This window comes from Roseomonas nitratireducens, from assembly GCF_017813355.1.
Classification (GTDB): Bacteria; Pseudomonadota; Alphaproteobacteria; order Acetobacterales; family Acetobacteraceae; genus Neoroseomonas; species Neoroseomonas nitratireducens.
On the sequence record NZ_JAGIYZ010000003.1, the window covers coordinates 71276 to 90599 of the forward strand.

General features: G+C 71.9%; 21 protein-coding genes. 15 read left to right on the forward strand and 6 right to left on the reverse strand.

What is annotated here, in order from left to right; all coding sequences use genetic code 11:
* Positions 1–16 precede the first annotated feature (16 nt).
* The 8 genes from J5Y09_RS04730 (at position 17) to J5Y09_RS04765 (ending at position 7036) form a co-directional block, all read left to right on the forward strand.
* A complete protein-coding gene (locus tag J5Y09_RS04730) occupies positions 17–739 on the forward strand; it encodes a tetratricopeptide repeat protein (protein ID WP_209350601.1) in 723 nt (240 codons plus the stop codon).
* Entirely contained in the window at positions 736–1221 is a 486-nt protein-coding gene (locus J5Y09_RS04735; RefSeq protein WP_209350602.1) for a TadE/TadG family type IV pilus assembly protein, read from the forward strand. The genes J5Y09_RS04730 and J5Y09_RS04735 overlap by 4 nt, the downstream gene beginning before the upstream one ends.
* Positions 1199–1768, forward strand: a complete 570-nt coding sequence (locus J5Y09_RS04740) for a TadE/TadG family type IV pilus assembly protein (protein WP_209350603.1) — start codon at positions 1199–1201, stop codon at positions 1766–1768. The genes J5Y09_RS04735 and J5Y09_RS04740 overlap by 23 nt, the downstream gene beginning before the upstream one ends.
* Positions 1765–3282 carry a pilus assembly protein TadG-related protein gene (locus J5Y09_RS04745; protein ID WP_209350604.1) on the forward strand — a complete coding sequence of 506 codons (1518 nt, stop codon included), beginning with the start codon at positions 1765–1767 and terminating at the stop codon, positions 3280–3282. The genes J5Y09_RS04740 and J5Y09_RS04745 overlap by 4 nt, the downstream gene beginning before the upstream one ends.
* A gap of 58 nt (positions 3283–3340) precedes the next feature.
* Positions 3341–4315: a Bug family tripartite tricarboxylate transporter substrate binding protein gene (locus J5Y09_RS04750; protein ID WP_209350605.1), complete on the forward strand. Its 975-nt coding sequence runs from the start codon at positions 3341–3343 to the stop codon at positions 4313–4315.
* A 68-nt stretch (positions 4316–4383) separates the two neighbouring features.
* The gene (locus J5Y09_RS04755; protein WP_209350606.1) at positions 4384–5289 is read left to right on the forward strand and encodes a polysaccharide deacetylase family protein; all 906 of its coding nucleotides are present in this window, start codon (positions 4384–4386) and stop codon (positions 5287–5289) included.
* Complete coding sequence (locus tag J5Y09_RS04760) at positions 5286–6173, forward strand: polysaccharide deacetylase family protein (RefSeq protein ID WP_209350607.1); 888 nt, start codon at positions 5286–5288, stop codon at positions 6171–6173. The genes J5Y09_RS04755 and J5Y09_RS04760 overlap by 4 nt, the downstream gene beginning before the upstream one ends.
* Positions 6170–7036 carry an HpcH/HpaI aldolase/citrate lyase family protein gene (locus tag J5Y09_RS04765; protein WP_209350608.1) on the forward strand — a complete coding sequence of 289 codons (867 nt, stop codon included), beginning with the start codon at positions 6170–6172 and terminating at the stop codon, positions 7034–7036. The genes J5Y09_RS04760 and J5Y09_RS04765 overlap by 4 nt, the downstream gene beginning before the upstream one ends.
* Here the strand turns inward: J5Y09_RS04765 and J5Y09_RS04770 are convergent.
* A complete protein-coding gene (locus tag J5Y09_RS04770) occupies positions 7033–7788 on the reverse strand; it encodes an SDR family oxidoreductase (RefSeq protein ID WP_209350609.1) in 756 nt (251 codons plus the stop codon). The two genes, J5Y09_RS04765 and J5Y09_RS04770, sit on opposite strands and share 4 nt — an antisense overlap.
* Before the next feature lie 51 nt (positions 7789–7839).
* Here J5Y09_RS04770 and J5Y09_RS04775 point away from each other — a divergent pair, with 51 nt between their 5' ends.
* Positions 7840–8781, forward strand: a complete 942-nt coding sequence (locus tag J5Y09_RS04775) for a 2-hydroxyacid dehydrogenase (protein ID WP_209350610.1) — start codon at positions 7840–7842, stop codon at positions 8779–8781.
* Positions 8778–9803 (forward strand): L-idonate 5-dehydrogenase, encoded by a 1026-nt coding sequence (locus J5Y09_RS04780; protein ID WP_209350611.1) that lies wholly within the window; start codon positions 8778–8780, stop codon positions 9801–9803. Before J5Y09_RS04775 ends, J5Y09_RS04780 begins: the two co-directional genes overlap by 4 nt.
* Positions 9804–9937: 134 nt before the next feature.
* Here J5Y09_RS04780 and J5Y09_RS04785 read toward each other — a convergent pair whose 3' ends face one another.
* The 3 genes from J5Y09_RS04785 to J5Y09_RS04795 are packed head-to-tail and all read right to left on the reverse strand — an operon-like array spanning position 9938 to position 12848.
* Positions 9938–10618, reverse strand: a complete 681-nt coding sequence (locus tag J5Y09_RS04785) for a glutathione S-transferase family protein (RefSeq protein ID WP_209350612.1) — start codon at positions 10616–10618, stop codon at positions 9938–9940.
* Complete coding sequence (locus J5Y09_RS04790) at positions 10615–11862, reverse strand: CaiB/BaiF CoA transferase family protein (RefSeq protein ID WP_209350613.1); 1248 nt, start codon at positions 11860–11862, stop codon at positions 10615–10617. The genes J5Y09_RS04785 and J5Y09_RS04790 overlap by 4 nt, the downstream gene beginning before the upstream one ends.
* Before the next feature lie 5 nt (positions 11863–11867).
* Positions 11868–12848, reverse strand: coding sequence for a Bug family tripartite tricarboxylate transporter substrate binding protein (locus J5Y09_RS04795; RefSeq protein WP_209350614.1), 981 nt, complete (start codon positions 12846–12848; stop codon positions 11868–11870).
* Positions 12849–12981: 133 nt separating this feature from the next.
* On the opposite strand from J5Y09_RS04795, the gene J5Y09_RS04800 reads away from it, so the two are divergent.
* Complete coding sequence (locus J5Y09_RS04800; protein ID WP_209350615.1) at positions 12982–13500, forward strand: hypothetical protein; 519 nt, start codon at positions 12982–12984, stop codon at positions 13498–13500.
* A 164-nt stretch (positions 13501–13664) separates the two neighbouring features.
* Positions 13665–14177, forward strand: a complete 513-nt coding sequence (locus J5Y09_RS04805; protein ID WP_209350616.1) for a hypothetical protein — start codon at positions 13665–13667, stop codon at positions 14175–14177.
* On the opposite strand, the gene J5Y09_RS04810 is transcribed toward J5Y09_RS04805, so the two are convergent.
* Positions 14174–15454, reverse strand: coding sequence for a DUF445 domain-containing protein (locus tag J5Y09_RS04810; RefSeq protein ID WP_209350617.1), 1281 nt, complete (start codon positions 15452–15454; stop codon positions 14174–14176). The two genes, J5Y09_RS04805 and J5Y09_RS04810, sit on opposite strands and share 4 nt — an antisense overlap.
* A 178-nt stretch (positions 15455–15632) precedes the next feature.
* On the opposite strand from J5Y09_RS04810, the gene J5Y09_RS04815 reads away from it, so the two are divergent.
* A complete protein-coding gene (locus tag J5Y09_RS04815) occupies positions 15633–16382 on the forward strand; it encodes a metal ABC transporter ATP-binding protein (RefSeq protein WP_209350618.1) in 750 nt (249 codons plus the stop codon).
* A gap of 158 nt (positions 16383–16540) precedes the next feature.
* A complete protein-coding gene (locus J5Y09_RS04820) occupies positions 16541–17410 on the forward strand; it encodes a metal ABC transporter permease (RefSeq protein ID WP_209350619.1) in 870 nt (289 codons plus the stop codon).
* A 1-nt stretch (position 17411) separates the two neighbouring features.
* On the opposite strand, the gene J5Y09_RS04825 is transcribed toward J5Y09_RS04820, so the two are convergent.
* Positions 17412–18035, reverse strand: a complete 624-nt coding sequence (locus J5Y09_RS04825; protein WP_209350620.1) for a DUF4286 family protein — start codon at positions 18033–18035, stop codon at positions 17412–17414.
* A gap of 124 nt (positions 18036–18159) precedes the next feature.
* On the opposite strand from J5Y09_RS04825, the gene J5Y09_RS04830 reads away from it, so the two are divergent.
* Positions 18160–19314 carry an NADH:flavin oxidoreductase/NADH oxidase gene (locus J5Y09_RS04830; protein WP_209350621.1) on the forward strand — a complete coding sequence of 385 codons (1155 nt, stop codon included), beginning with the start codon at positions 18160–18162 and terminating at the stop codon, positions 19312–19314.
* Positions 19315–19324 lie beyond the last annotated feature (10 nt).

Here is a 19324-nt window from a genome sequence, read left to right on the forward strand (position 1 = left end):
GCCGAAGGAGTTGGCCATGCGCAAGATCGTGATCCCCTTCCTCCTTGCCGGAAGCCTCGCCGCCTGCGGATCGGGCGGCGGCGGAGACTCCGACCAGCGCCTGAGGATGGCGAGCGCCGCGCTCGCCTCCGGCAACACCGGCGCGGCGGTTGGCCTGACGGGCAGCATCGCGCAGGACAATCCGCGCGACGCGACGGCGCAGCTGCGCCATGCGGAGATGCTGGCCGGCAGCGGGCGCTGGCCCGAGGCCGTGGAAGCCTATCGCCGCGCGATCGGCGCCGATGGCGCCTCGGCGCCCGCGCGTCTCGGCCTTGGCCGCGCCCTGCTGCGCGGCGGCGATGTCCCGGCGGCCGAGGCGGCCTTCCGCGAGGCCATCGCCGCGCTGCCGCGCGAAGCCGGGGCGCAGAGCGGCCTTGGCGTGACGCTCGACATGCAGGGCCGGCATGACGAGGCGCAGGCGGCCTATCGCGCCGCGCTGGCGCTCAACCCGACGCATTCCGGCGCGCGGACGAACCTCGCGCTGAGCCTGACGCTGTCGGGCCGGAGCGAGGAAGCGGTGCAGACGCTCGAATCCGTCGCGCGCGCGCCGCAGGCCACGCCGCGCCAGCGGCACAACCTCGCCCTGGCCTATACGGCGGCGGGCGATGCGCCGCGGGCGGCCGAACTGCTCGCGCCCGAACTCGGGGAGGGGAGCCGCGACGCCGTCAGCGCCTGGCGCGCCGCGTTGCAGGGCTCATGACCCGGCGGGGACGGCGCGGGACCGTCCTGCTGGAATTCGCCCTCACGGGGCCGCTGCTGTTCGCCCTGACGATGACGGTCATGGAGGGCGCCTGGCAGGCGCTGACCTCCTCCACGCTCGACATCGGCGCGCGGGAGGCGAGCCGCTTCGGCGCGACCGGCTCGGCGACGCCGTCCTGGCTGCCGCCGCCCGCGCCGACCTCGCGGGAGGAGGCGATCCGCCGGATCGTCCTGCACTACGGGCCCTATGTGATCGACCAGAACCGGCTGACCGTGCGCGTCACGGCCTATGCCGGGCCGTCGGCGCTCGCGCAGCCCGCGCCCGGAACGGTGGGCGCCGGCGGCGCGGGCGAGACGGTGCTCTACGAGGTCTCCTACGACCAGCCCTTCCTGACCCCCTTTCCGACGCTGCTGCTCGGACGCTCCGTGATCGAGCATCGGACGCGGATGATCGTGCGCAATGAACCCTTCCCGTCATCCTAGGCGGCGGCGCGGCTCGGTCGCGGTCGAGTTCACGCTGGTCGCGCCGGTGATGGCGATGCTCGGCCTCGCGCTGCTCGACGTGGTGGATTTCCTGCGTATCGCGCTGCGGCTCGAGCGCACGGCGGGGGAGGTCGCGAACGTCGTCGCGCAGTACGAGGCGCTGCGCGAATCCGAATTCGCGACGCTGTTCGACTTCGCCGGACGCATCGCCTCGCCCTATCGCGTGACGGACACGGACGGCGCGGTCGTGCTTTCGGGGCTTGCAAACTCGGGCAATGGGCCGGTCGTTCTGTGGCAGCGGCGCATCGGCTCCCCCGGCTATGCGAGCGCCTTCGGGCTCGAGGGCCGGCCGGCGACCATCCCCCCGCGCTCGGCCGACCTCGTCATCGCCAGCGGCCAGGGCGCGGTGGTCGCGGAGGTGTTCTACGCGCGGGAACCCTGGATCCTGTCCGGCCGCTTCCTGACCACGGCAAGCTTCAGCCGCCTGCAGTCCTTCGCGCTGCAGCGGCCGCGCATGGTGTCGATCCTGCGGATCACCGGGCCATGAGGCGGATCCTGCGGGCGCTGCGCGACCGGCGCGGGGCGGTGGCGATGCTCGCCGGGCTTTCGGCCTTGCCGCTGCTGCTGATGGCAGGGGCCGCGATCGACCTGACACGGCTGTACCTGCTGCATTCGCGCCTGGTCACCGCGACCGACGCCGCGGCGCTGGCGGGCGCGCGGGCGATCAACGACGCGGACCGCGACACCCAGATCCAGCGCTGGTTCTGGGCCAATTTCACCCGCGAGCGACCGGGCCTCAGCACCGGTTTCCTGGGCGCGGAGGTGACGTCCTTCAACATCGGCGTCGAGGAAGGCAACAGGGTGGTGCGCGTGCGCGTGCAGGCATCCCTGCCGACGACCGTGCTGCGCCTGTTCGGGCGGGAGGTGCTGTCCGCCACCGCGGACAACGCCGCGCGGCGGCAGGATCGCGGCATGGAACTCGCGCTCGTCCTCGACGTCACGGGATCCATGGCCGGCTCGGCGATGACGGCGCTGCGCGATTCCGCGACCGACCTGATCAACATCATCTACGGGCCCAACGAGACGGTGCCGAATCTCTGGGTCTCGGTCGTGCCCTACACCGCCACGGTGAACATCGGCCGGTCGCGCAGCAACTGGCTCGTCGCAGGCAGCCTGATCCCGACCGACTACGGCAGCACGGTCTGGCGCGGCTGCGTGCAGGCGCGCCACCAGAACCGGGAGGACGAGACGGACACGCCGCCGACCATCGTCCCCTATCGTCCGTTCCTCTGGCGGTCGACGGTCGGCCGCTACAGCCCGAACCTCGGCGACAACGAGTGGACGAACACCACCATCACCGAGCCGAACCCCGAGAACCCGCCGAGCGATTCGGCGCAGAACAGCCTCGGCAACAATGCGCGCGGGCCCAACCTCGGCTGCGGGCGGGCGATCCTGCCGCTGACCCAGGCGCGCGGCACGATCCTGAACGAGATCTCCAACCTCCGCGCGACGCATCGCGGCGGCACCATGGCCAATCTCGGCCTGCAGATGGGCTGGGCGAACCTGTCGCCGCGCTGGCGCGGGCTCTGGGGCAGCGCGACGCTGCCGCTCGACTACGGCACCCCCTACATGGACAAGGTGCTGGTGCTGATGACCGACGGCAACAACGAGTGGCACGACTGGGCCGAAGGCGCGCCCGGGGCCTGCCGCACCAGCGGCAGCAGCCCGCCCTGCCGGTCCGGCTACGTCAACGACGGCGACGCGGACGTGACCGCCTATGGCCGCCTGCGCGAGAACCGGCTCGGGCTTGCGAACCCGACCAACGCCAATGCCCGCGCGGAGATCGATGCGCGCATGTCGCGGCTGTGCGCCAGCATCAAGCAGGCCGGGATCATCGTCTACACCGTCACCTTCAACGTCTCGGCGAGCTCGACGCAGACGCTCTACCGGAACTGCGCGTCGCGGCCGGAATACTATTTCAACAGCCCCGACGCGGCGGCGCTGCGGTCCGCCTTCCGGGAGATCGCGGGGCAGCTCGCGAACCTGCGCCTCATCCAGTAGGCCTTGCCTTCGCAGGTTAGCGCGGTTACGGGCCGCCGGAACCGTCCGGGAGGCATCGATGAACCGCAGGCTTCTTCTCTCCGCCGCCGCAGCCGGCCTGGCCGCGCCGATCGTCGCGCGCGCGCAGGATGCCTGGCCGAACCGTCCCGTCACGCTGCTGGTCCCCTTCGCCGCGGGCGGGTCGAACGACGTCGTCGCGCGGCTTGTGGCACCGGTGCTGGAAGCGCGGCTGGGCCAGCCCTTCGTGGTGGAAAACCGCCCCGGCGGCGGCGGTTCGCTCGGCATGGGCATGGTCGCGCGCGGTCGGCCGGACGGGTCGGTCTTCCTGATCTCCTCCGCATCCAACCACGTGTTCCATCCGCTCGTGTCTGGGGAACTCGGCTACGACACGCGGGAGGCGCTGCCCGCCGTCGCCATGATGGTCGACGTGCCGAACGTCATCGCGGCCAATCCCGGCTTCGGCGTGACCAATGTGCAGGAGATGATCGCCAAGGTGCGTGCGACGCGCGGCGGCGTGTCCTTCGCCTCCTCCGGCGTCGGCACCTCGAACCACCTGGCGGGGGAGCTGTTCCGCCTGCGCACGGGGCTCGAGCTGACGCATGTGCCCTATCGCGGCGGCGGGCCGGCGATCAACGACCTGATCTCCGGCACCGTGCCGCTCGGCTTCATGAACCTGCCGACGGTGGCCCCCCCGGCCTCGGACGGGCGCGTGCGCATCCTCGCCGTCTGCACGGCGGAGCGCGTGTCCATTCGCCCCGACATCCCGACGGCGCAGGAACAGGGCGTGGCCGACTACGCGGTGCGGTCCTGGACCGGCTGCTTCGCGCCGCGCGGCACGCCGCAGCCGATCATCGAGCGCCTCGCTGCCGCGATGCGGGACGCGCTCGCCGCGCCGCAGGTCTCGGGCCGCCTGGTGGCGACCGGCAGCGAGCCGCTATGGATGTCCCCGGCCGACACGAATGCCTTCGTGCGCGCCGAATATGCGCGGTGGGAACCGGTGGTTAAGGCCGCCGGCATCACCACGCAGGGCTGACCCGGCCACGTTGACGGGCTTCGCGACACCGCCCTAGCGTCGCGCGCTGCTGCAATGGAGAGCGCGCGATGAAGCTGCCAGGCCATGGGCGCTACGCCCACAGCGCCATTCCCGGTCGTCCTGTCTACGATTGGCCGAACGGGACGCGGCTCGCGCTGGTGGTGTGCAACAACATCGAGGCCTTCGCCTTTCGCGCGGGCCTCGGTTCCGACAGCACCGGCGCCGCCGCGCCGCAGGGCCAGCGCAACTACGCCTGGCGGGACTACGGCAACCGCGTCGGGCTGTGGAACATGCTCGACATGCTCGACGAGCTCGAGATCCCCTGCGCGCACAACGTCAATGGCGCGGTGCTCGACGCCTGCCCGGAGATCGCCCCGGCGCTGAAGGCGCGCGGGGACGAATTCATCGGCCATGGCCGCACCAATGCCGAGCGCCAGGACGGGATGTGGGAGGAGGATGAGCGTCGCCTGATCGCGGAAAGCCGCGACGCGATCATCCGCCATTCCGGCACGGCACCGCAGGGCTGGCTCGGCCCCTACATCGCGCAATCCGCCGTCACGCTCGACCTGCTGAAGGAGGAAGGCTTCTCCTACGTCATGGACTGGCCGGCGGACGACCAGCCCTTCTGGATGCGCACGCGATCCGGCCCGATGCTGTCGGTGCCCTATTCGATCGAGCTGAACGACAGCCCGGCGCAGGTCTTCCGCCAGCACACGGGCCGGCAATTCGCCGAGATGATCGTCGACCAGTTCGACGAGATGCTGGAGCAGTCCCGCAAGCGCCCGCTGGTCTGCTCGGTGGTGCTGCATCCCTTCATCGTCGGCCAGCCCTTCCGGCTGCGCGCGCTGCGCGACGCGCTGCGGCACATCCTGTCGCACCGGGAACGGCTTTGGGTGACGCGGCCGGGCGAACTCGCGCGCTATGCGGCTTCCCTGCCGAAGGGCGTGGTGCCGGGTTCCGAGATGCTGCCGTGACCGATGCGCGGGATTTCCGTGGCTATGGCCGCACCCCGCCCGACCCGCGCTGGCCGGGCGGGGCGCATGTGGTCTGCAACTTCGTCATCAACTACGAGGAAGGCGGCGAATACGCCGTGCCGGATGGCGATGCGAACAGCGAGAACGCGCTGACCGAAGGCAGCACCGCGCCTTTCAAGGGCCGGGACCTCGCCGCGGAATCGATGTTCCAGTACGGCAGCCGCGCGGGCTTCTGGCGGCTGCACCGCATCTTCACGAAGCGCGGCCTGCCCTGCACGGTCTTCGCCGTCGCGCGCGCGCTGGAACGCAACCCTGAGGCCTGCGCCGCGATGCGGGAGGCCGGCTGGGACGTCGCCGGCCACGGCCTGCGCTGGGAGATGCACAACGCCTTCGACGAGGCGACCGAACGCCAGCGCATCGCGGACGCGACCGACCTGATCACGCGCTGCATCGGTGAGCGCCCGGCCGGCTGGTACACGCGCTACGCGCCTTCGCTCAACACGCGGCGGCTGCTGCTCGATGCCGGCTACGAGTACGACAGCGACGCCTATGACGACGAGATCCCCTACTGGGTGAAGGTGGGCGAACGGGACGCGCTCGTGCTGCCCTATTCGCTGGTCCACAACGACGTCCGCTTCCCGCGCATGGCGATGACCTCCGGCACCGAGTATTTCGACTACATGCGCGACGCGATCGAATGCGTGCTGCGGGAGGATCCGCCGCGCATGCTCTCCTTCGGGCTGCACAACCGCATCATCGCGCATCCGGGGCGGGCGATGGGGCTCGCGCGGCTGCTTGACTGGATCGGCAACCATCCGCGCGTCGCGGTGATGCGGCGCGTGGACATCGCGCGCCATTGGCGACAGGAGCATCCGCCCGCATGACCCGCGACCTTCCCGCCTGGCGTTCGCTTCTGTATGTGCCGGCGAGCGCGGAGAAATTCGTCGCGAAGGCGCATGAGCGCGGCGCGGATGCGATCATCCTCGACCTCGAGGACGGCGTCGCGCCGGATGCGAAGGATGCTGCGCGGGCGGGGCTGCCCGCTTCGGTCGCGAGCGTGCGGCGGAACGGCGCCGACGTGCTGGTGCGCATCAACCGCCCGCTGCGCATGGCGGTGCGGGACATCGCGGCGGCCGTCGCGGCGGGTGCGGATGGGCTGATCTGCACCAAGATGATGGGGGCCGACCATGTGCGGCTGCTATCGGAGCTGACCGCGGAATCCGAGGCCGAGGCGGGGCGCGCGGTCGGCTCCGTCCGCTTCGTCGTGCTGGTGGAGGATGCGGCGGCGCTGGCGCATGTGCAGGCCATCGCGTCCGCCGATCCGCGCGTGGTGGCCTTGGGCATTGGCGGGGAGGACCTCGCCACCGACCTCGGCGCGGAACCGACGCCGGATGCGCTCGACATGCCCAAGCGCATGGGACTGGTCGCGGCGCGCGCGGCGGGCGTGCTGCCGCTCGGCTTCATCGGCACTGTGGCGGGGCTGAAGGATCTGGACGGGTATCGCGCGATGCTGCGGCGGTCGCGCGCCATCGGCTTCGCCTGCGCGTCGTGTGTCCATCCCTCCCAGGTCGCGATCATCAACGAGGAATACGGCGCGCGGCCGGAGGAAGTCGCCCGAGCGAAGCGCCTGGTCGCTGCCTTCGAGGCCGCGCTCAAGGAAGGGAAGGGCGCCGTTGCCTTCGAGGGCGAGATGATCGACAAGCCGATCGTGGAGCGGGCGCGGAGGCTGATCGCTCGGGCGGGCTAGACGACGGCGGTCATCCCGCCATCGACGAAGATCAGCTGGCCATGCACGAAGTCCGAGGCCGGCGCGGCGAGGAACACCGTCGCGCCAACCAGTTCCTCGACCCGCCCCCATCGCCCCGCCGGCACGCGCTTGCACAGCCAATCCGTGAATTCCGGGTTCTGCACCAGCGCGCTTGTCAGCTCCGTGTCGTAGTAGCCCGGCGCCAGACCGTTCACGTTCACGCCATGCTTCGCCCATTCGGCGCAGAGCGTGCGCGTCAGCATCCGCAGCGCGCCCTTGCTCGCGGCATAGGGCGCGATGGTCGGGCGGCCCAGTTCGCTCTGCACCGAGCAGACGGTGATGATCTTGCCGCGGCCGCGCGCGACCATGCGCTTGCCCGCCGCCTGGCAGCAGTACCAGACGCCGTCGAGGTTCACGTCCATGACTTTCCGCCAGGTCTCGGGCGGCATGTCGGTGGACGGCGCGCGCAGGTTGATCCCGGCATTGGCGACGAGGATCGAAAGTGGCCCGTGCGCCGCCTCGATCGCGGCGATGCCGGCCTCGACCGCCTTGGCGTCCGTCACGTCGAAGGGCGCGGCCACCGCACCCGGCACCTGCGCGCGCGCGGCCTCCAGCTTGGCGGCGTCGCGCCCGTTCAGCACCACCTTCGCCCCGGCTTCGGCCAGGCCCTTCGCGAGCGCGAGCCCGATCCCCTGGCTCGATCCGGTCACCAGGGCAAGCTTCCCCGTCAGGTCGAACAGTGCGCGCGACATCGGCGTTTCCTCGTGTTAGGTCGAAACGGAGGCTAGGGGGAGGAACCGCGGATGGACAAGCCGGGGCTGCTGGTGGTGGGCGTGCTGCCCGACTGGGATCTCGAGGCGCTGGCCGCGCGCTTCACCCTGCACCTGCTGTACGAGGCGCCGGACCGCGCCGCCTTCCTCGCCCAGCACGGCCCTTCGATCCGCGCCATCGCGACCAAGGGCGAGCTCGGCGCCGATGCCGCCATGATGGATGCCTGCCCGGGCGCGAAGATCATCGCCTGCTACGGCGTCGGCGTGGACGCGATCGACCTGGCCGCCGCCCGCGCGCGCGGCATCGCCGTGACCAACACGCCGGACGTGCTGACCGAGGAAGTGGCCGACATGGCCTTCGCGCTGCTGCTCGCGACGGCGCGCGCCATCCCCGAAGGCGATGCCTATGTTCGGACGGGCACCTGGGCGAAGCAGGGGCCGATGCGGCTGACCACGCGCGTCTGGGGCAAGCGGATCGGCATCGTCGGCCTTGGGCGGATCGGGCGAGCCATCGCGCGGCGGGCGGAAGGCTTCGGCATGGCCATCGCCTATTCCGGCCGCACGAGGAAGGACGTCCCCTACGCCTTCCACGCCACGCCCGCGGCGATGGCGCCGCATGTGGACATCTTCGTGGTCTCCGCGGCCGGCGGCGCGGCGACGGCGGGGCTCGTCGACCGCACGGCGATCGAGGCGCTGAACCCCGGCGCCATCTTCGTCAACGTCTCGCGCGGCAGCGTCGTGGACGAGGATGCGCTGGTCGCCGCGCTGAAGTCCGGGCGCATCGCCGCCGCCGGCCTCGACGTGTTCCGCAACGAGCCCGCCATCGACCCGGTCTTCGCGACTTTCCCCAACGTCGTGCTCTCGCCCCACCAGGCCTCCGGTACGGTCGAGACGCGCAAGGACATGGGCGCGCTGATGCGGCGGAACCTGCAAGCGCATTTCGACGGCACCCCGCTGCCGACGCCCGTGCCATGAGCCGCGCCATCGTCATCCACGCCGCGCACGACCTGCGTGTCGAGCCGCGCGAGGCGCTGGCGCCGGGCCCGGGCCAGGTGCGGGTACGCATCCGCGCCGGGGGCATCTGCGGGTCGGACCTGCACTATTTCCAGCATGGTGGCTTCGGCGCGATCCGCGTGAAGCACCCGATGGTGCTGGGCCATGAGGTGGCGGGCGAGATCGAGGCGCTTGGCGCCGGCGTGGCCGGCCTCGCGCTCGGGCAGGCGGTGGCGGTCAATCCCTCGCTGCCCTGCGGCCGCTGCCGCTACTGCCTCGACGGCGCGCAGCAGCATTGCCTGGACATGCGCTTCTACGGCAGCGCGATGCGCGACCCGCATGTCGATGGCGGCTTCCGCGAGGCGCTGGTCTGCGAGGCCGCGCAGGCCGTGCCGCTGCCGCAGGGCCTCGACACCGCCACCGCCGCCTTCGCCGAACCGCTCGCGGTCTGCCTGCATGCCGCGCGGCAGGCGGGGCCACTGCTCGGCCGGCGCGTGCTGGTCACCGGTTGTGGGCCTATCGGCGCGCTGGCCATCGCCGCGGCGCGGATGGGCGGGGCGCGGGAGATTGTGGCGACGGACCTTTCGGACGCGCCGCGGTCCGTCGCGCTGCGCATGGGGGCGGACCGCTTCCATGCCGATGCGGATGCGCTGGCCGCCTATGCGCCGGACAAGGGCTTTTTCGACATTGCGATGGAAGCCTCCGGCAGCCCGCGCGCGCTGCTTGGCATCCTGCCCGTGCTGCGTCCCGGCGGGATCATCGTGCAGATCGGCATCGGCGGGGATGCGCCCGTGCCGATGTCGGTGCTGGCGGCGAAGGAGATCACCTGGCGCGGCACATTCCGCTTCCACGCGGAATTCGCCATGGCGGTGGAAGCGCTCGCCGCGCGCCGCATCGATGTCGCGCCGCTGCTGACCGAACGCTTCCCGATCGATCGCGCGGTCGAGGCCTTCGAACTGGCCGCCGACCGTTCGCGCGCGATGAAGGTGCAGATCGCCTTCTGAGTTCGGTGATGCCGCCGTCCGCCCCATACCCATCGGAAGCCGCGCACCCGCGTCGCTGACACGCCAGGTGATGGTTTCCAAAGGCCTTTCGGCCTTTGGTGGGGGAGCACGAGGGGGCAAGGCCCCCTCGAACCCTATCTCGGCGTTGCCCGCGCCATCCCCCCGAACAGGTCCAGCATTCTCTCCCGCCAAGCATGCACCGCATCATCCGCGGCCAGCAGTTCCAGCGGGCTGACGACGCGCGCCCACATGAACCCGCCGAAGACGGTATAGTCGCCGTAGTCCGGCGCGGCGCCGCCCAGGAAGTCCCGCCCACGCAGCGCGTGGCGCAGCGGCAGCAGGCTGGCGCGGAAGGCAGGCAGCCGGTCCTCCCGCCCCGCCGTCACCTCGGCGAGGGTCTTGCCGTAGCGCTTCTCCCGGCTCGCGACGAAATAGGCGCGGTCGGCCTCATCGAGCACGGCCGGGATGTCGGAGACGACCAGCCCCGCGATGCCCGCGTGCAGCACCGTGTCGGTCCAGGCGCCGATGAAGCGGTAGGCCTCCGGCGCGCCGTGCAGCAGGGACGGCGCGGCCGGATAGGCCTCGTCCAGGTGCCGCGCGATGTCGAAGGATTCGACGACGACGCGCTCGCCATCGACCAGCACCGGCACCTTGTCGTGCTTCGCGAAGGCCAGCGCGGCCTGCTCGGTGAAGCGCCAGGGCACGCTCTCGAAGGCGAGGCCCTTGTGCGCCAGCGCCATGCGGCTGCGCCAGCAGAAGGGGCTGAAGACCCGCTTTGGGTCCGTGCCGCAGAGTTCGAACAGCCTGATGGTCATTCCGCCGCCTTCCGTGCTTCCGCCTCGCGCACAACGCCGAGGCCGCGCAACCGCGCCAGTTCCGCCGCGCCGAGGATTGGGGCGAGGATCTCGTCATTGTGCTCGCCGATGCGCGGTGCGGGGCGGGCCAGCACGCCCGGAGTGCCGGACAGGCGCGGGACGAAGCCGTGCATGGGCAGCCAACCGCCGGGCATGTCCTCGTCCGGCACCTCGATCAGCGCCTCCCGCTCGATCGCGTAGCGGTCGCCTTCCAGCATCTCCGCATCCATGATCGGGCCGATCGTCACGCCTGCCTTGTCGAAATGCGCGAGGTTCTCGGCCAGGCTGCGCTCGGCGATCCAGCCGCCGATGATCGCATCGAGCTCCTGCCAGTGCTGCAGCCGCGCCGGATTGTTGGCGAAGCGCGGGTCGGCGATCATGTCCTCCCGCCCGATCGAGCGGAACAGCTTCTCCGTCATCCCCTGGGTGGAGGCCGACAGGCACACCCAGCCGCCATCCTTCGTGCGATACGCGTTGCGCGGGGATGTGTTGGTGGACCGGCTGCCGGTGCGCGGCTTGCGCGCGTGAGTGATCCGCCAGTTCGCCATCTGCGGCTCGAGCACGCTGAACAGCGGTTCGAACAGCGAGACGTCGAGCACCTGGCCCGCCCCGCCGGCTTCCGCGTGGCGCAGTGCGATCATCGCCACCGAAGCGCCGTAGAGCCCGGCATAGGCGTCGCCCATGAACATCGGCGGCAGTACGGGTTCCCGGTCGTCGAAGCCGTTCACGGCGGCGAAGCCGGAATAGCCCTCCACGAGCGTGCCGAAGCCCGGCTTGTGGCGATACGGCCCGTCCTGCCCCCAGCCGGAGATGCGCACGATGACGAGGCGCGGATTGATCGCCAGCAGCTCCTCCGGCGGAAGGCCCATCGCCTCGAGCACGCCGGGGCGGAAGGATTCGACCAGCATCGCCGCGTCGCGCACCAGCGCCTTCACCACCGCGATGCCCTCGGCGCGCTTGAGGTCGAGCGCCACGGACTTCTTGTTGCGGCAGATCGTCTTCCAGGACGTCTCGACGCCGCCGACGCGCCAGGCGCGCAGCGTGTCGCCTTCCGGCGGCTCGACCTTCACCACCTCCGCCCCATGGTCGGAGAAGACCTTGGTCAGGATATTGCCGGCGACGAGGCGGGAGAGGTCGACGATGCGCACGCCGTCCATCGCGCCGCGCGCGGACGGATCGAAGGCCTTGCGGTGGATGGCGGGCATGGCGGTCAGCCTTCGGGGCGGATGTTCGCGGCCTGCGCCACCTCGCGCCAGCGGGCGAGCTCGACGCGCAGCAACTCGCTGAATTCCGCCGGCGTGGCGGGGGAGGGGCGGGCCCCTTCCGCCTGGAACAGCCGCGCCATGTCGGGGTCGCGCAGCGCCGCGTTGGTCTCGGCGTTCAGCCGCGCGAGCAGCGGTTCCGGCAGGCCGCGCGGCGCGAACAGGCCCCACCAGATGTCGCTCTCGTAGTCGATGCCGGCATCCTTCACGAGCGGCGCGGGCGGCGCGCCCTCCGGCGCCCCCGGCGCGGTGTAGGCGAGCAGCCGCACGCGGCCTTCGCGCACCACCGCCGCGGCGGACGGCATGGTCGTGATCAGCACCGGGATATGCCCGGCCACGAGGTCCGTCACCGCCGGCGGCATGCCGCGATAGGGCACGTGGTTCATGCGGATGCCCGCGCGCAGGCAGAAGTATTCGGTGACGAAGTGGTTGATGCCGCCGGGGCCCGAGGATCCGAAGTCGATCGCGCCCGGCCGTTCGCGCGCGATCCGCACCAGGTCCTGCACGCTGCGCGCCGGGAAGTCCGGATGCACCAGCACGATGAAGGGGGAACGCGCCAGCAGCGCGACCGGGGTGAAGTTCTCCAGCACGCCCCATGGCACGCGCTGCGCGATGGAGGTCGTGGCGAAGGAGGAGGATGAGACCATCAGCGTGTAGCCATCCGCCGGGGACTGGGCGACGGCGGTCGCGCCGATCGCCCCGCCCGCGCCCGCGCGGTTCTCGATCACCACGGGCTGTCCAAGGCGCCGCTGCAGCCGGTCCGCGAGCGGCCGCGCGACCACGTCGTTCGACCCGCCGGGCGGGAAGGGGACGACGATGCGCACGGGGCGCGTCGGCCAACCATCCTGCGCGCGGGCGGCGGCGGGCGCGGCAAGGGCGGCGGCGCCGGCCAGAAGGGCTCGGCGCGTCGGCGCGAAGCGTGGGTGCATTGGATCCTCCCGGTGCGTTTGCTGGCGCGCAGTCTCGCCCATCGCCGCGCGGGCCGGAAGGCGCCCGGCCATGAGCATGGCGTTAACCGTCCTGTGGCAGAGGTGAAGCCTCGACCAGGAGGGTTGCCGACGGATGGAGTCGGAACGGCCGTTTCGCGAATGGCCGATCGAGCAGCTTGCCGAACAGGCCCTGTTGCACCCGGGCGATCGCCGCGTGCTGGAAGGGCTGGCGAAGGAGGCGGGGCTGCGCCCCGGCGTCCGGGCCAAGGCGCTCGAGGCACGGATCGCGCGCATGCTGGATGGCATCGCCGTGCCACCGCGCGGCGCCGGCGTCCAGGAATTGCGGGAAATGCTCGCGACCGCGGCGCGCGAGATCGACCGGCTGCGCGCGCGGCTGAAGGATGCCGAGAAGGTCCAGGTCGACCCCCAGCGCGCCGCCGCCGGCGAGGCGGTCGGCGACCCCGGCCCGCATCGCCGCGTCTACCTCACGCCCAACGCCCCCGCCTGGCTGGTCGCCGAGGTCCGTCGCGCCTTCCGTCGCCGCTACCATCCGGATGCGCAGCAGGAACCCGCGCGGCGCGGGCGGGCGGAGGAAGTCTTCAAGCGCGCCGAGGCGGTCTTCGAGGAAATCGAGCGACTGCGGGAAAGCTGATGGCGCGTTCCGGCGGTAACTGGCCGCGCACGACTATTGCGCGATCAATCACAACCGCCGGTTCCTAGAGTCGACTGCAGAAAGATGGTAGTTCTGATTATTGAGACGAAAGGATAACCGAAGGCATGGCCTCGGCAGCAGCAACCCCGAACCGGCGCTCCATCGTGAGCTGGCCATCTGCGCGTTTGCTGGAACTCGCCGAGGCGCATGCCCATGACAGCGAATTGCTGGAGTTCATCCTCGAGGAACTTGGCCGTCGCGATGTCGCGGTCGCCAATTCGGCCGCGCGCCGCGTCGCCGAGCTGATCGGCCAGTCGCGCTTCGCCGTCGGAACGCCCGCCGGCGACCGGGAGGCGGACCGCGAGGCGCTGATCGGCACGCTGCAGGCGCGGCTCGAGATCGCCGAGCGGCGCGCCCGCGAAGCCGAGGCCCGCGCGACCGCCGCCGAGCGCGCGCTGTCTTCCGAGACGCTGCCGCCGCGTGGCCAGGGCCTGCTGCGGCGCGTCCACCTGGCCGAGACCGCGCCGGCCTGGCTTGTCGAGGCGGCCCACCGGGCCTTCCGCCTGCGCTTCCACCCGGACCGCTTCGCCGACCCGGTGATGAAGGCGCGCGCCGAGGAGACCTTCAAGGACGCCGAGGAGATCTTCCGCCAGATCACCTCCTCCGCCGGGAACTAGAAGGCGACGCGCCCGAAGATCGCGGTCAGCAGCGCGAACAGCGCGCCGCCCGCCAGGAACCCGACCAGCGTCCCGTTCATCCGGACGTATTGCAGGTCCCGCCCGACGCGCAGCTCGATCTTCTCTGCCACCGTCGCCGCGTCCCAATTGCCCACCACGCCCGCGATGAAGTCCGACAATTGCGCCTGGGCCGAGGGCAGCAGCGTGATCAGCACGCCCTCCACCGCGCGGTTGAGCTTCTCCCGCGCCGCCGGATCCTCGGCCAGCAGCGTGCCCGCATTGGCGAAGACGCCCGCCAGCAGCGTCACCGTCCGCCCATCCGGCCGCGCCGCATCCGCGACCAGCGCCGCGCGCAGCCTGGCCCAGACATCCATCAGCCAGGCGGCGACGGACGGGTGCGCCAGCGCTTCACGCAGCACGCGACCGATCGCGGCGGCGCGCTCCGGGTCGGTCTCCAGCCGCTCGATCTCCTGCCCCAGCCAGATGGCGAAGGCGGCGCGGAGTTCCGAATCCTCGGGCTCCACCTTCTCCAACTCGGTGTTGATCGCGTGCAGGATGCGCTTGGCGACGGAGGCGCCGGCGAGCCAGCCGAGCAACGCCCCGCCCTCGGCGCGGATGCGCGTCTCGATCGCCGCGCGCAGCGCGTCCTCCCGCGCCGTCAGCAGCACCTTCAACTGGCCGATGGCGAGCGAGAACACCTCCTGGTGCCGGCCGGAGGCGACGAAGGCGCGTAGCACGCGCGCGACCAGCCGCGCCCCGGCGGGGCCGGAGACGATGCGCGGTAGCAGGCGCACCAGCAGCCGCTTCGCCCGCCCGTCCTCGAGGCTCGCGACCACGCGCGGCAATGCGCCGGCCATCGCCACCGCGGCGGGCCGCGCCGCCGCCGGGTCGGCGAGGAATTTCTGCAGGATGCGCGCGAGGTCGAGCCGCGCGAGCACCCGCCGCACTTCGGCCTCGGTGAAGACGTGCGACGACACGAAGCGCCCGAGCGCCCGGCCGAGCCTCTCCTTCTGGTTCGGCACGATCGCGGTGTGCGGGATGGGCAGGCCGAGGGGACGGCGGAACAGCGCCGTGACGGCGAACCAGTCGGCCAGCCCGCCCACCATTCCCGCCTTGGCGGAGGCCTGGAGCAGGTCCGTCCAGTATCCGGGCGGCAGCTTGTAGGAGACGAGCACCAGCCCGCCCATGCCCACAAGCAGCCCCGTGGCGACCGCCTTGTGGCGCCGGAGGCTGCGCCGAAGCTCGGAATCGGGGTCGGGCGGGGGGCTGGCCTGCATCGGATGCGGAGATAGATGGGCGCGCGGGCCTTGCCCAGCCAGGGGCGTATGTTACATCATAACCTATGCATCCCATCCCCGATCCCCTCGCGCTCGCCTCCGGCGCCGCGTCCCGCCTGATGCTGGCGGGCGGGGTCGGCGCCGTCCTGTGGCTCGGCGTGCTGTGGGCCATGGCGGCATGAGCATGCTCCGCACCCCCGCGGCCCTGGTGCTCGAGAACCTGACGCTGACCCATGGGCGGCGCGCGGCCGTGCATCACGTGTCGGGCCGCTTCGCACCGGGCAGCCTGACGGCGGTGGTGGGTCCGAACGGGGCGGGCAAGACGACGCTGCTGCGCGCCCTGGCCGGGCTGCACCGGCCCGACAGCGGCCGCATCGCGCGCGAAGGTACGGCGCGCATCGCGCTGCTGCCGCAGCTCGCGGCGCTGGACCGCGCCTTCCCGATCGCCTGCCGGGACGTGGTGATGCAGGGCCTCTGGCCGCGGCTCGGCGCCTTCCGCGCCGTCCCCGGGCATGAGCGCGCGCGCGCCGAGACGGCGCTCGCCGCCGTGGGCCTCGCCGGCTTCGAGAAGCGCCCGGTCGGCAGCCTGTCCGCCGGGCAGACGCAGCGCCTGCTGTTCGCGCGGCTGCTGGTGCAGGATGCCGACATCCTGCTGCTGGACGAGCCCTTCAACGCGGTGGACGCCAGAACATCGGCCGACCTGCTGCGCGTCGTGCGCGACTGGCATGGGGAAGGGCGCACCGTCGTCGCCGTGCTGCACGACCTGGACCTGGTGCGGCGCGAATTCCCCGAGACGCTGCTGATCGCGCGGGACGCGATCGCCTGGGGTCCGACCGAGGAAGCGCTGTCCGCGGCCAACCGCCTGCGCGCCCGGATGATGGCCGAAGCCTGGGCCGAGGATGCGGAGCACTGCCATAGGGCGGCGTGAGACTTGATGTGCCCTCGGGCGCCGGGCGCGGCCTCCGGCCGCTTGGCTAGCGCGCCACGCACGGGCGTTCCCCACGCCGCGGTCGCCCTCGGCGCGGTCGCGCTTAGCGGTCCAGCACCAAGGCTTCATCTTGATCCGCGAACTCACGGTCACATCCGATGCATGACCTGCTGATCGCCCCCTTCGTCGAATTCGGCTTCCTGCGCCGCGCGCTGGTGGGCTGCCTCGCCCTGTCGGTCTCGGCACCCGTGCTGGGGCTGTTCCTGGTGCTGCGGCGGATGAGCCTGACGGCGGATGTTCTCGCCCATGGCGCGCTGCCTGGGGTGGCACTGGCCTTCCTGCTCGCCGGGCTGTCGGCGCCGGCGCTGTGGTTCGGCGGGCTGGTGGCGGGGCTGGTGGTCGCGGTCGGCGCCGGCGCGCTCTCCCGCGCCACGGGCGGGCGGGAGGATGCGACGCTCGCCGCGCTCTACCTGGTCGCCCTCGGCCTGGGCGTGGCGCTGATCTCGATGGGCGGCGGGGGGGCCGCCGACCTGTCGCACATCCTGTTCGGCAACGTGCTGGGCGTGGACGATGCGGCGCTGCTGCTGATGGCGGGCGTGGCGACGCTGACGCTCGTGCTGCTCGCCTTCGCCTGGCGGCCGCTGGTGCTGGAATGCTTCGACCCGTCCTTCGCCGCGGCGGCCGGCGCGCGCGGGGGCGCGTGGCACCTGCTGTTCCAGGGCTTGGTCGTGCTGAACGTGCTGTCGGCCTTCCAGGCGCTGGGCACGCTGATGGCGGTCGGGCTGATGATGCTGCCGGCGATCGCGGCGCGGCACTGGGCGCGGGAGGTCTCGGGCATGGCCTATGCCGCGGTCGGCGTGGCGCTCGCCTCCTCGCTGATCGGCATCCTGGTGTCCTACCATCTCGACGTGCCGACGGGCCCGGCGATCGTGCTGGTGGCGGGCGCGGCCTGGGCGGCGTCGGTGCTGGCGGGGCCGGTCGATGGCCTGCTGCCGCGGCTGGTGCGGCGCGGGCACCTGGCGGGCTAGGTCAGGGGCTCGCGTAGATCAGCGCGTAGGTCGCCGGATCGCCCGGCATGCCGAGGCCGGCGGCGGCTTCCCGCGCGGCGGCCATCACCGCGGCCTCGCTCGTGCCCTCGACCAGAAGGATCGCCGAGAAGCTGGCATCGCCGCCGGGCCGCAGCGCGGCTTCCGGGTTGGCGGGCATGCCCTCGGCCGCACGCCAGAGCCGTGCGCGCGTCACGCCGGGCCGCGCGGGCAAGTCCGCCAGCGTTGCGCCATCGGCCGCGACCGGCCGCCCGCCGCCGAGCAGCGCGACGATCCCCCCGATGCCCGCGCCCGCATCCGCCGCGATGTCGCAGACCGTGCGGTTCATGGCGCGGAAGTGCGGCATCATGCGCGTCGTCCAGGCGGTCGGTTCGGCGAGGCGCCGCTGATAGGCGGGCGTGCGCAGCACCCCGGACGAATCCGTCTCGTAGAAGGTGAAGTACTCCTGCGCCGGCCCGGCGATGCGGCGGTACCGCCGCGCATGGCGGAAGCCGGGCACGGACAGCCGGTCGGGCAGGTGGTCCTGCTGGTACCAGGCCTCGTAGTCGGCGCGGTCGCAGCCCTCGCCGAGGTCGTTGAGCACCGAGATGATCCCGCCGGTCGCCATGGTCGCTTTTCTCCCCCGCGGCACGATGCGCGCCGCCGCGGCGGCGTCAACCGGCGGTGCCGTTGTGCGCTTCGCCGCTTGGTTTCATCCTGCCGTCCACAAACGACACCGGAGGACGTCCCGCATGGGATCGCTGCTGTTCTCGCCGCTCACCTTGCGCGGCCTCACCATCCCCAACCGCGCCACGATCCCTCCGCTCTGCCAGTACTCGGCGCATGAGGGGATGGCGAATGACTGGCACATCGTCCAGCTCGGCCGCTTCGCGGTCGGCGGCTTCGGGCTGGTGTTCAGCGAGGTGGTGTCCGTGCTGCGGGAAGGGCGCATCACCCATGGCGATGTCGGGCTCTGGAACGACGACCAGGTCGCGCCGCTGAAGCGCATCACGGACTTCATCAAGGCCCAGGGCAGCGTGCCGGCGATCCAGCTCGGCCATGCCGGGCGCAAGGGATCCATGCAGCGCCCCTGGGAAGGCAATGGCCCGCTCGGCCCCGACCAGTTCGCGAAGGGCGAGACGACCTGGGACATCGTCTCGGCCGTCGCAAAGCCGCTCGCGGAAGGGCACCTGACCCCCGCCGGGCTCGACGCCGCCGGCATGGCGCGCATCGTGGAAGCCTTCGCCACCGGCGCGCGGCGCGCCCGCGCCGCGGGGTTCGAGGCCGTGGAGGTGCATTGCGCCCATGGCTACCTTCTGCACCAGTTCCTCTCGCCCATCTCCAACACGCGCAACGACGCCTATGGCGGCGACCTCGCGGGGCGGATGCGCTTCCCGCTCGACGTCATCCGCGCGGTGCGGGAAGCCTGGCCCGAGGACCGGCCGGTCTTCGTGCGCATCTCCGCCGTCGATGGCGCGGATGGCGGCTGGACGATGGAGGACAGCCTCGCCTTCGCCGCCGCCATGAAGCCGCTCGGCGTCGACGTGGTCGATTGCAGTTCGGGCGGCATCGGGGGAAGTGCGACGGGATCGAAGCGCATCCCGCGCGGCTACGGCTTCCAGGTGCCCTACGCGGCGCAGATCCGGCGCGACCTGGGGCTCGCGACCATGGCGGTCGGCCTCATCATCGGCCCGCACCAGGCCGAGGCGGTGCTGGCCGAAGGCGAGGCGGACCTCGTCGCCGTGGGGCGGGAGGCGATGAACAACCCCAACTGGGCGCTGATGGCGCGCGCCGTGCTGGAACCGGGCACGACGGAGGAGGTCTTCTCCCGCTGGCCGGCGCAGCATGGCTGGTGGATGGAAAAGCGCGCGGCGGTGATGGAAGCGCTCGGCGCGCCGCCGGCTTGACGCGCGTCAA

Coding starts and splice junctions, on each gene's coding strand:
- J5Y09_RS04730 (WP_209350601.1), top strand. CDS start 17: ATGCGCAAGATCGTGATCCCCTTCCTCCTTGCCGGAAGCCTCGCCGCC.
- J5Y09_RS04735 (WP_209350602.1), top strand. CDS start 736: ATGACCCGGCGGGGACGGCGCGGGACCGTCCTGCTGGAATTCGCCCTC.
- J5Y09_RS04740 (WP_209350603.1), top strand. CDS start 1,199: ATGAACCCTTCCCGTCATCCTAGGCGGCGGCGCGGCTCGGTCGCGGTC.
- J5Y09_RS04745 (WP_209350604.1), top strand. CDS start 1,765: ATGAGGCGGATCCTGCGGGCGCTGCGCGACCGGCGCGGGGCGGTGGCG.
- J5Y09_RS04750 (WP_209350605.1), top strand. CDS start 3,341: ATGAACCGCAGGCTTCTTCTCTCCGCCGCCGCAGCCGGCCTGGCCGCG.
- J5Y09_RS04755 (WP_209350606.1), top strand. CDS start 4,384: ATGAAGCTGCCAGGCCATGGGCGCTACGCCCACAGCGCCATTCCCGGT.
- J5Y09_RS04765 (WP_209350608.1), top strand. CDS start 6,170: ATGACCCGCGACCTTCCCGCCTGGCGTTCGCTTCTGTATGTGCCGGCG.
- J5Y09_RS04770 (WP_209350609.1), bottom strand. CDS start 7,788: ATGTCGCGCGCACTGTTCGACCTGACGGGGAAGCTTGCCCTGGTGACC.
- J5Y09_RS04775 (WP_209350610.1), top strand. CDS start 7,840: ATGGACAAGCCGGGGCTGCTGGTGGTGGGCGTGCTGCCCGACTGGGAT.
- J5Y09_RS04780 (WP_209350611.1), top strand. CDS start 8,778: ATGAGCCGCGCCATCGTCATCCACGCCGCGCACGACCTGCGTGTCGAG.
- J5Y09_RS04785 (WP_209350612.1), bottom strand. CDS start 10,618: ATGACCATCAGGCTGTTCGAACTCTGCGGCACGGACCCAAAGCGGGTC.
- J5Y09_RS04790 (WP_209350613.1), bottom strand. CDS start 11,862: ATGCCCGCCATCCACCGCAAGGCCTTCGATCCGTCCGCGCGCGGCGCG.
- J5Y09_RS04795 (WP_209350614.1), bottom strand. CDS start 12,848: ATGCACCCACGCTTCGCGCCGACGCGCCGAGCCCTTCTGGCCGGCGCC.
- J5Y09_RS04800 (WP_209350615.1), top strand. CDS start 12,982: ATGGAGTCGGAACGGCCGTTTCGCGAATGGCCGATCGAGCAGCTTGCC.
- J5Y09_RS04810 (WP_209350617.1), bottom strand. CDS start 15,454: ATGCAGGCCAGCCCCCCGCCCGACCCCGATTCCGAGCTTCGGCGCAGC.
- J5Y09_RS04815 (WP_209350618.1), top strand. CDS start 15,633: ATGAGCATGCTCCGCACCCCCGCGGCCCTGGTGCTCGAGAACCTGACG.
- J5Y09_RS04820 (WP_209350619.1), top strand. CDS start 16,541: ATGCATGACCTGCTGATCGCCCCCTTCGTCGAATTCGGCTTCCTGCGC.
- J5Y09_RS04825 (WP_209350620.1), bottom strand. CDS start 18,035: ATGGCGACCGGCGGGATCATCTCGGTGCTCAACGACCTCGGCGAGGGC.
- J5Y09_RS04830 (WP_209350621.1), top strand. CDS start 18,160: ATGGGATCGCTGCTGTTCTCGCCGCTCACCTTGCGCGGCCTCACCATC.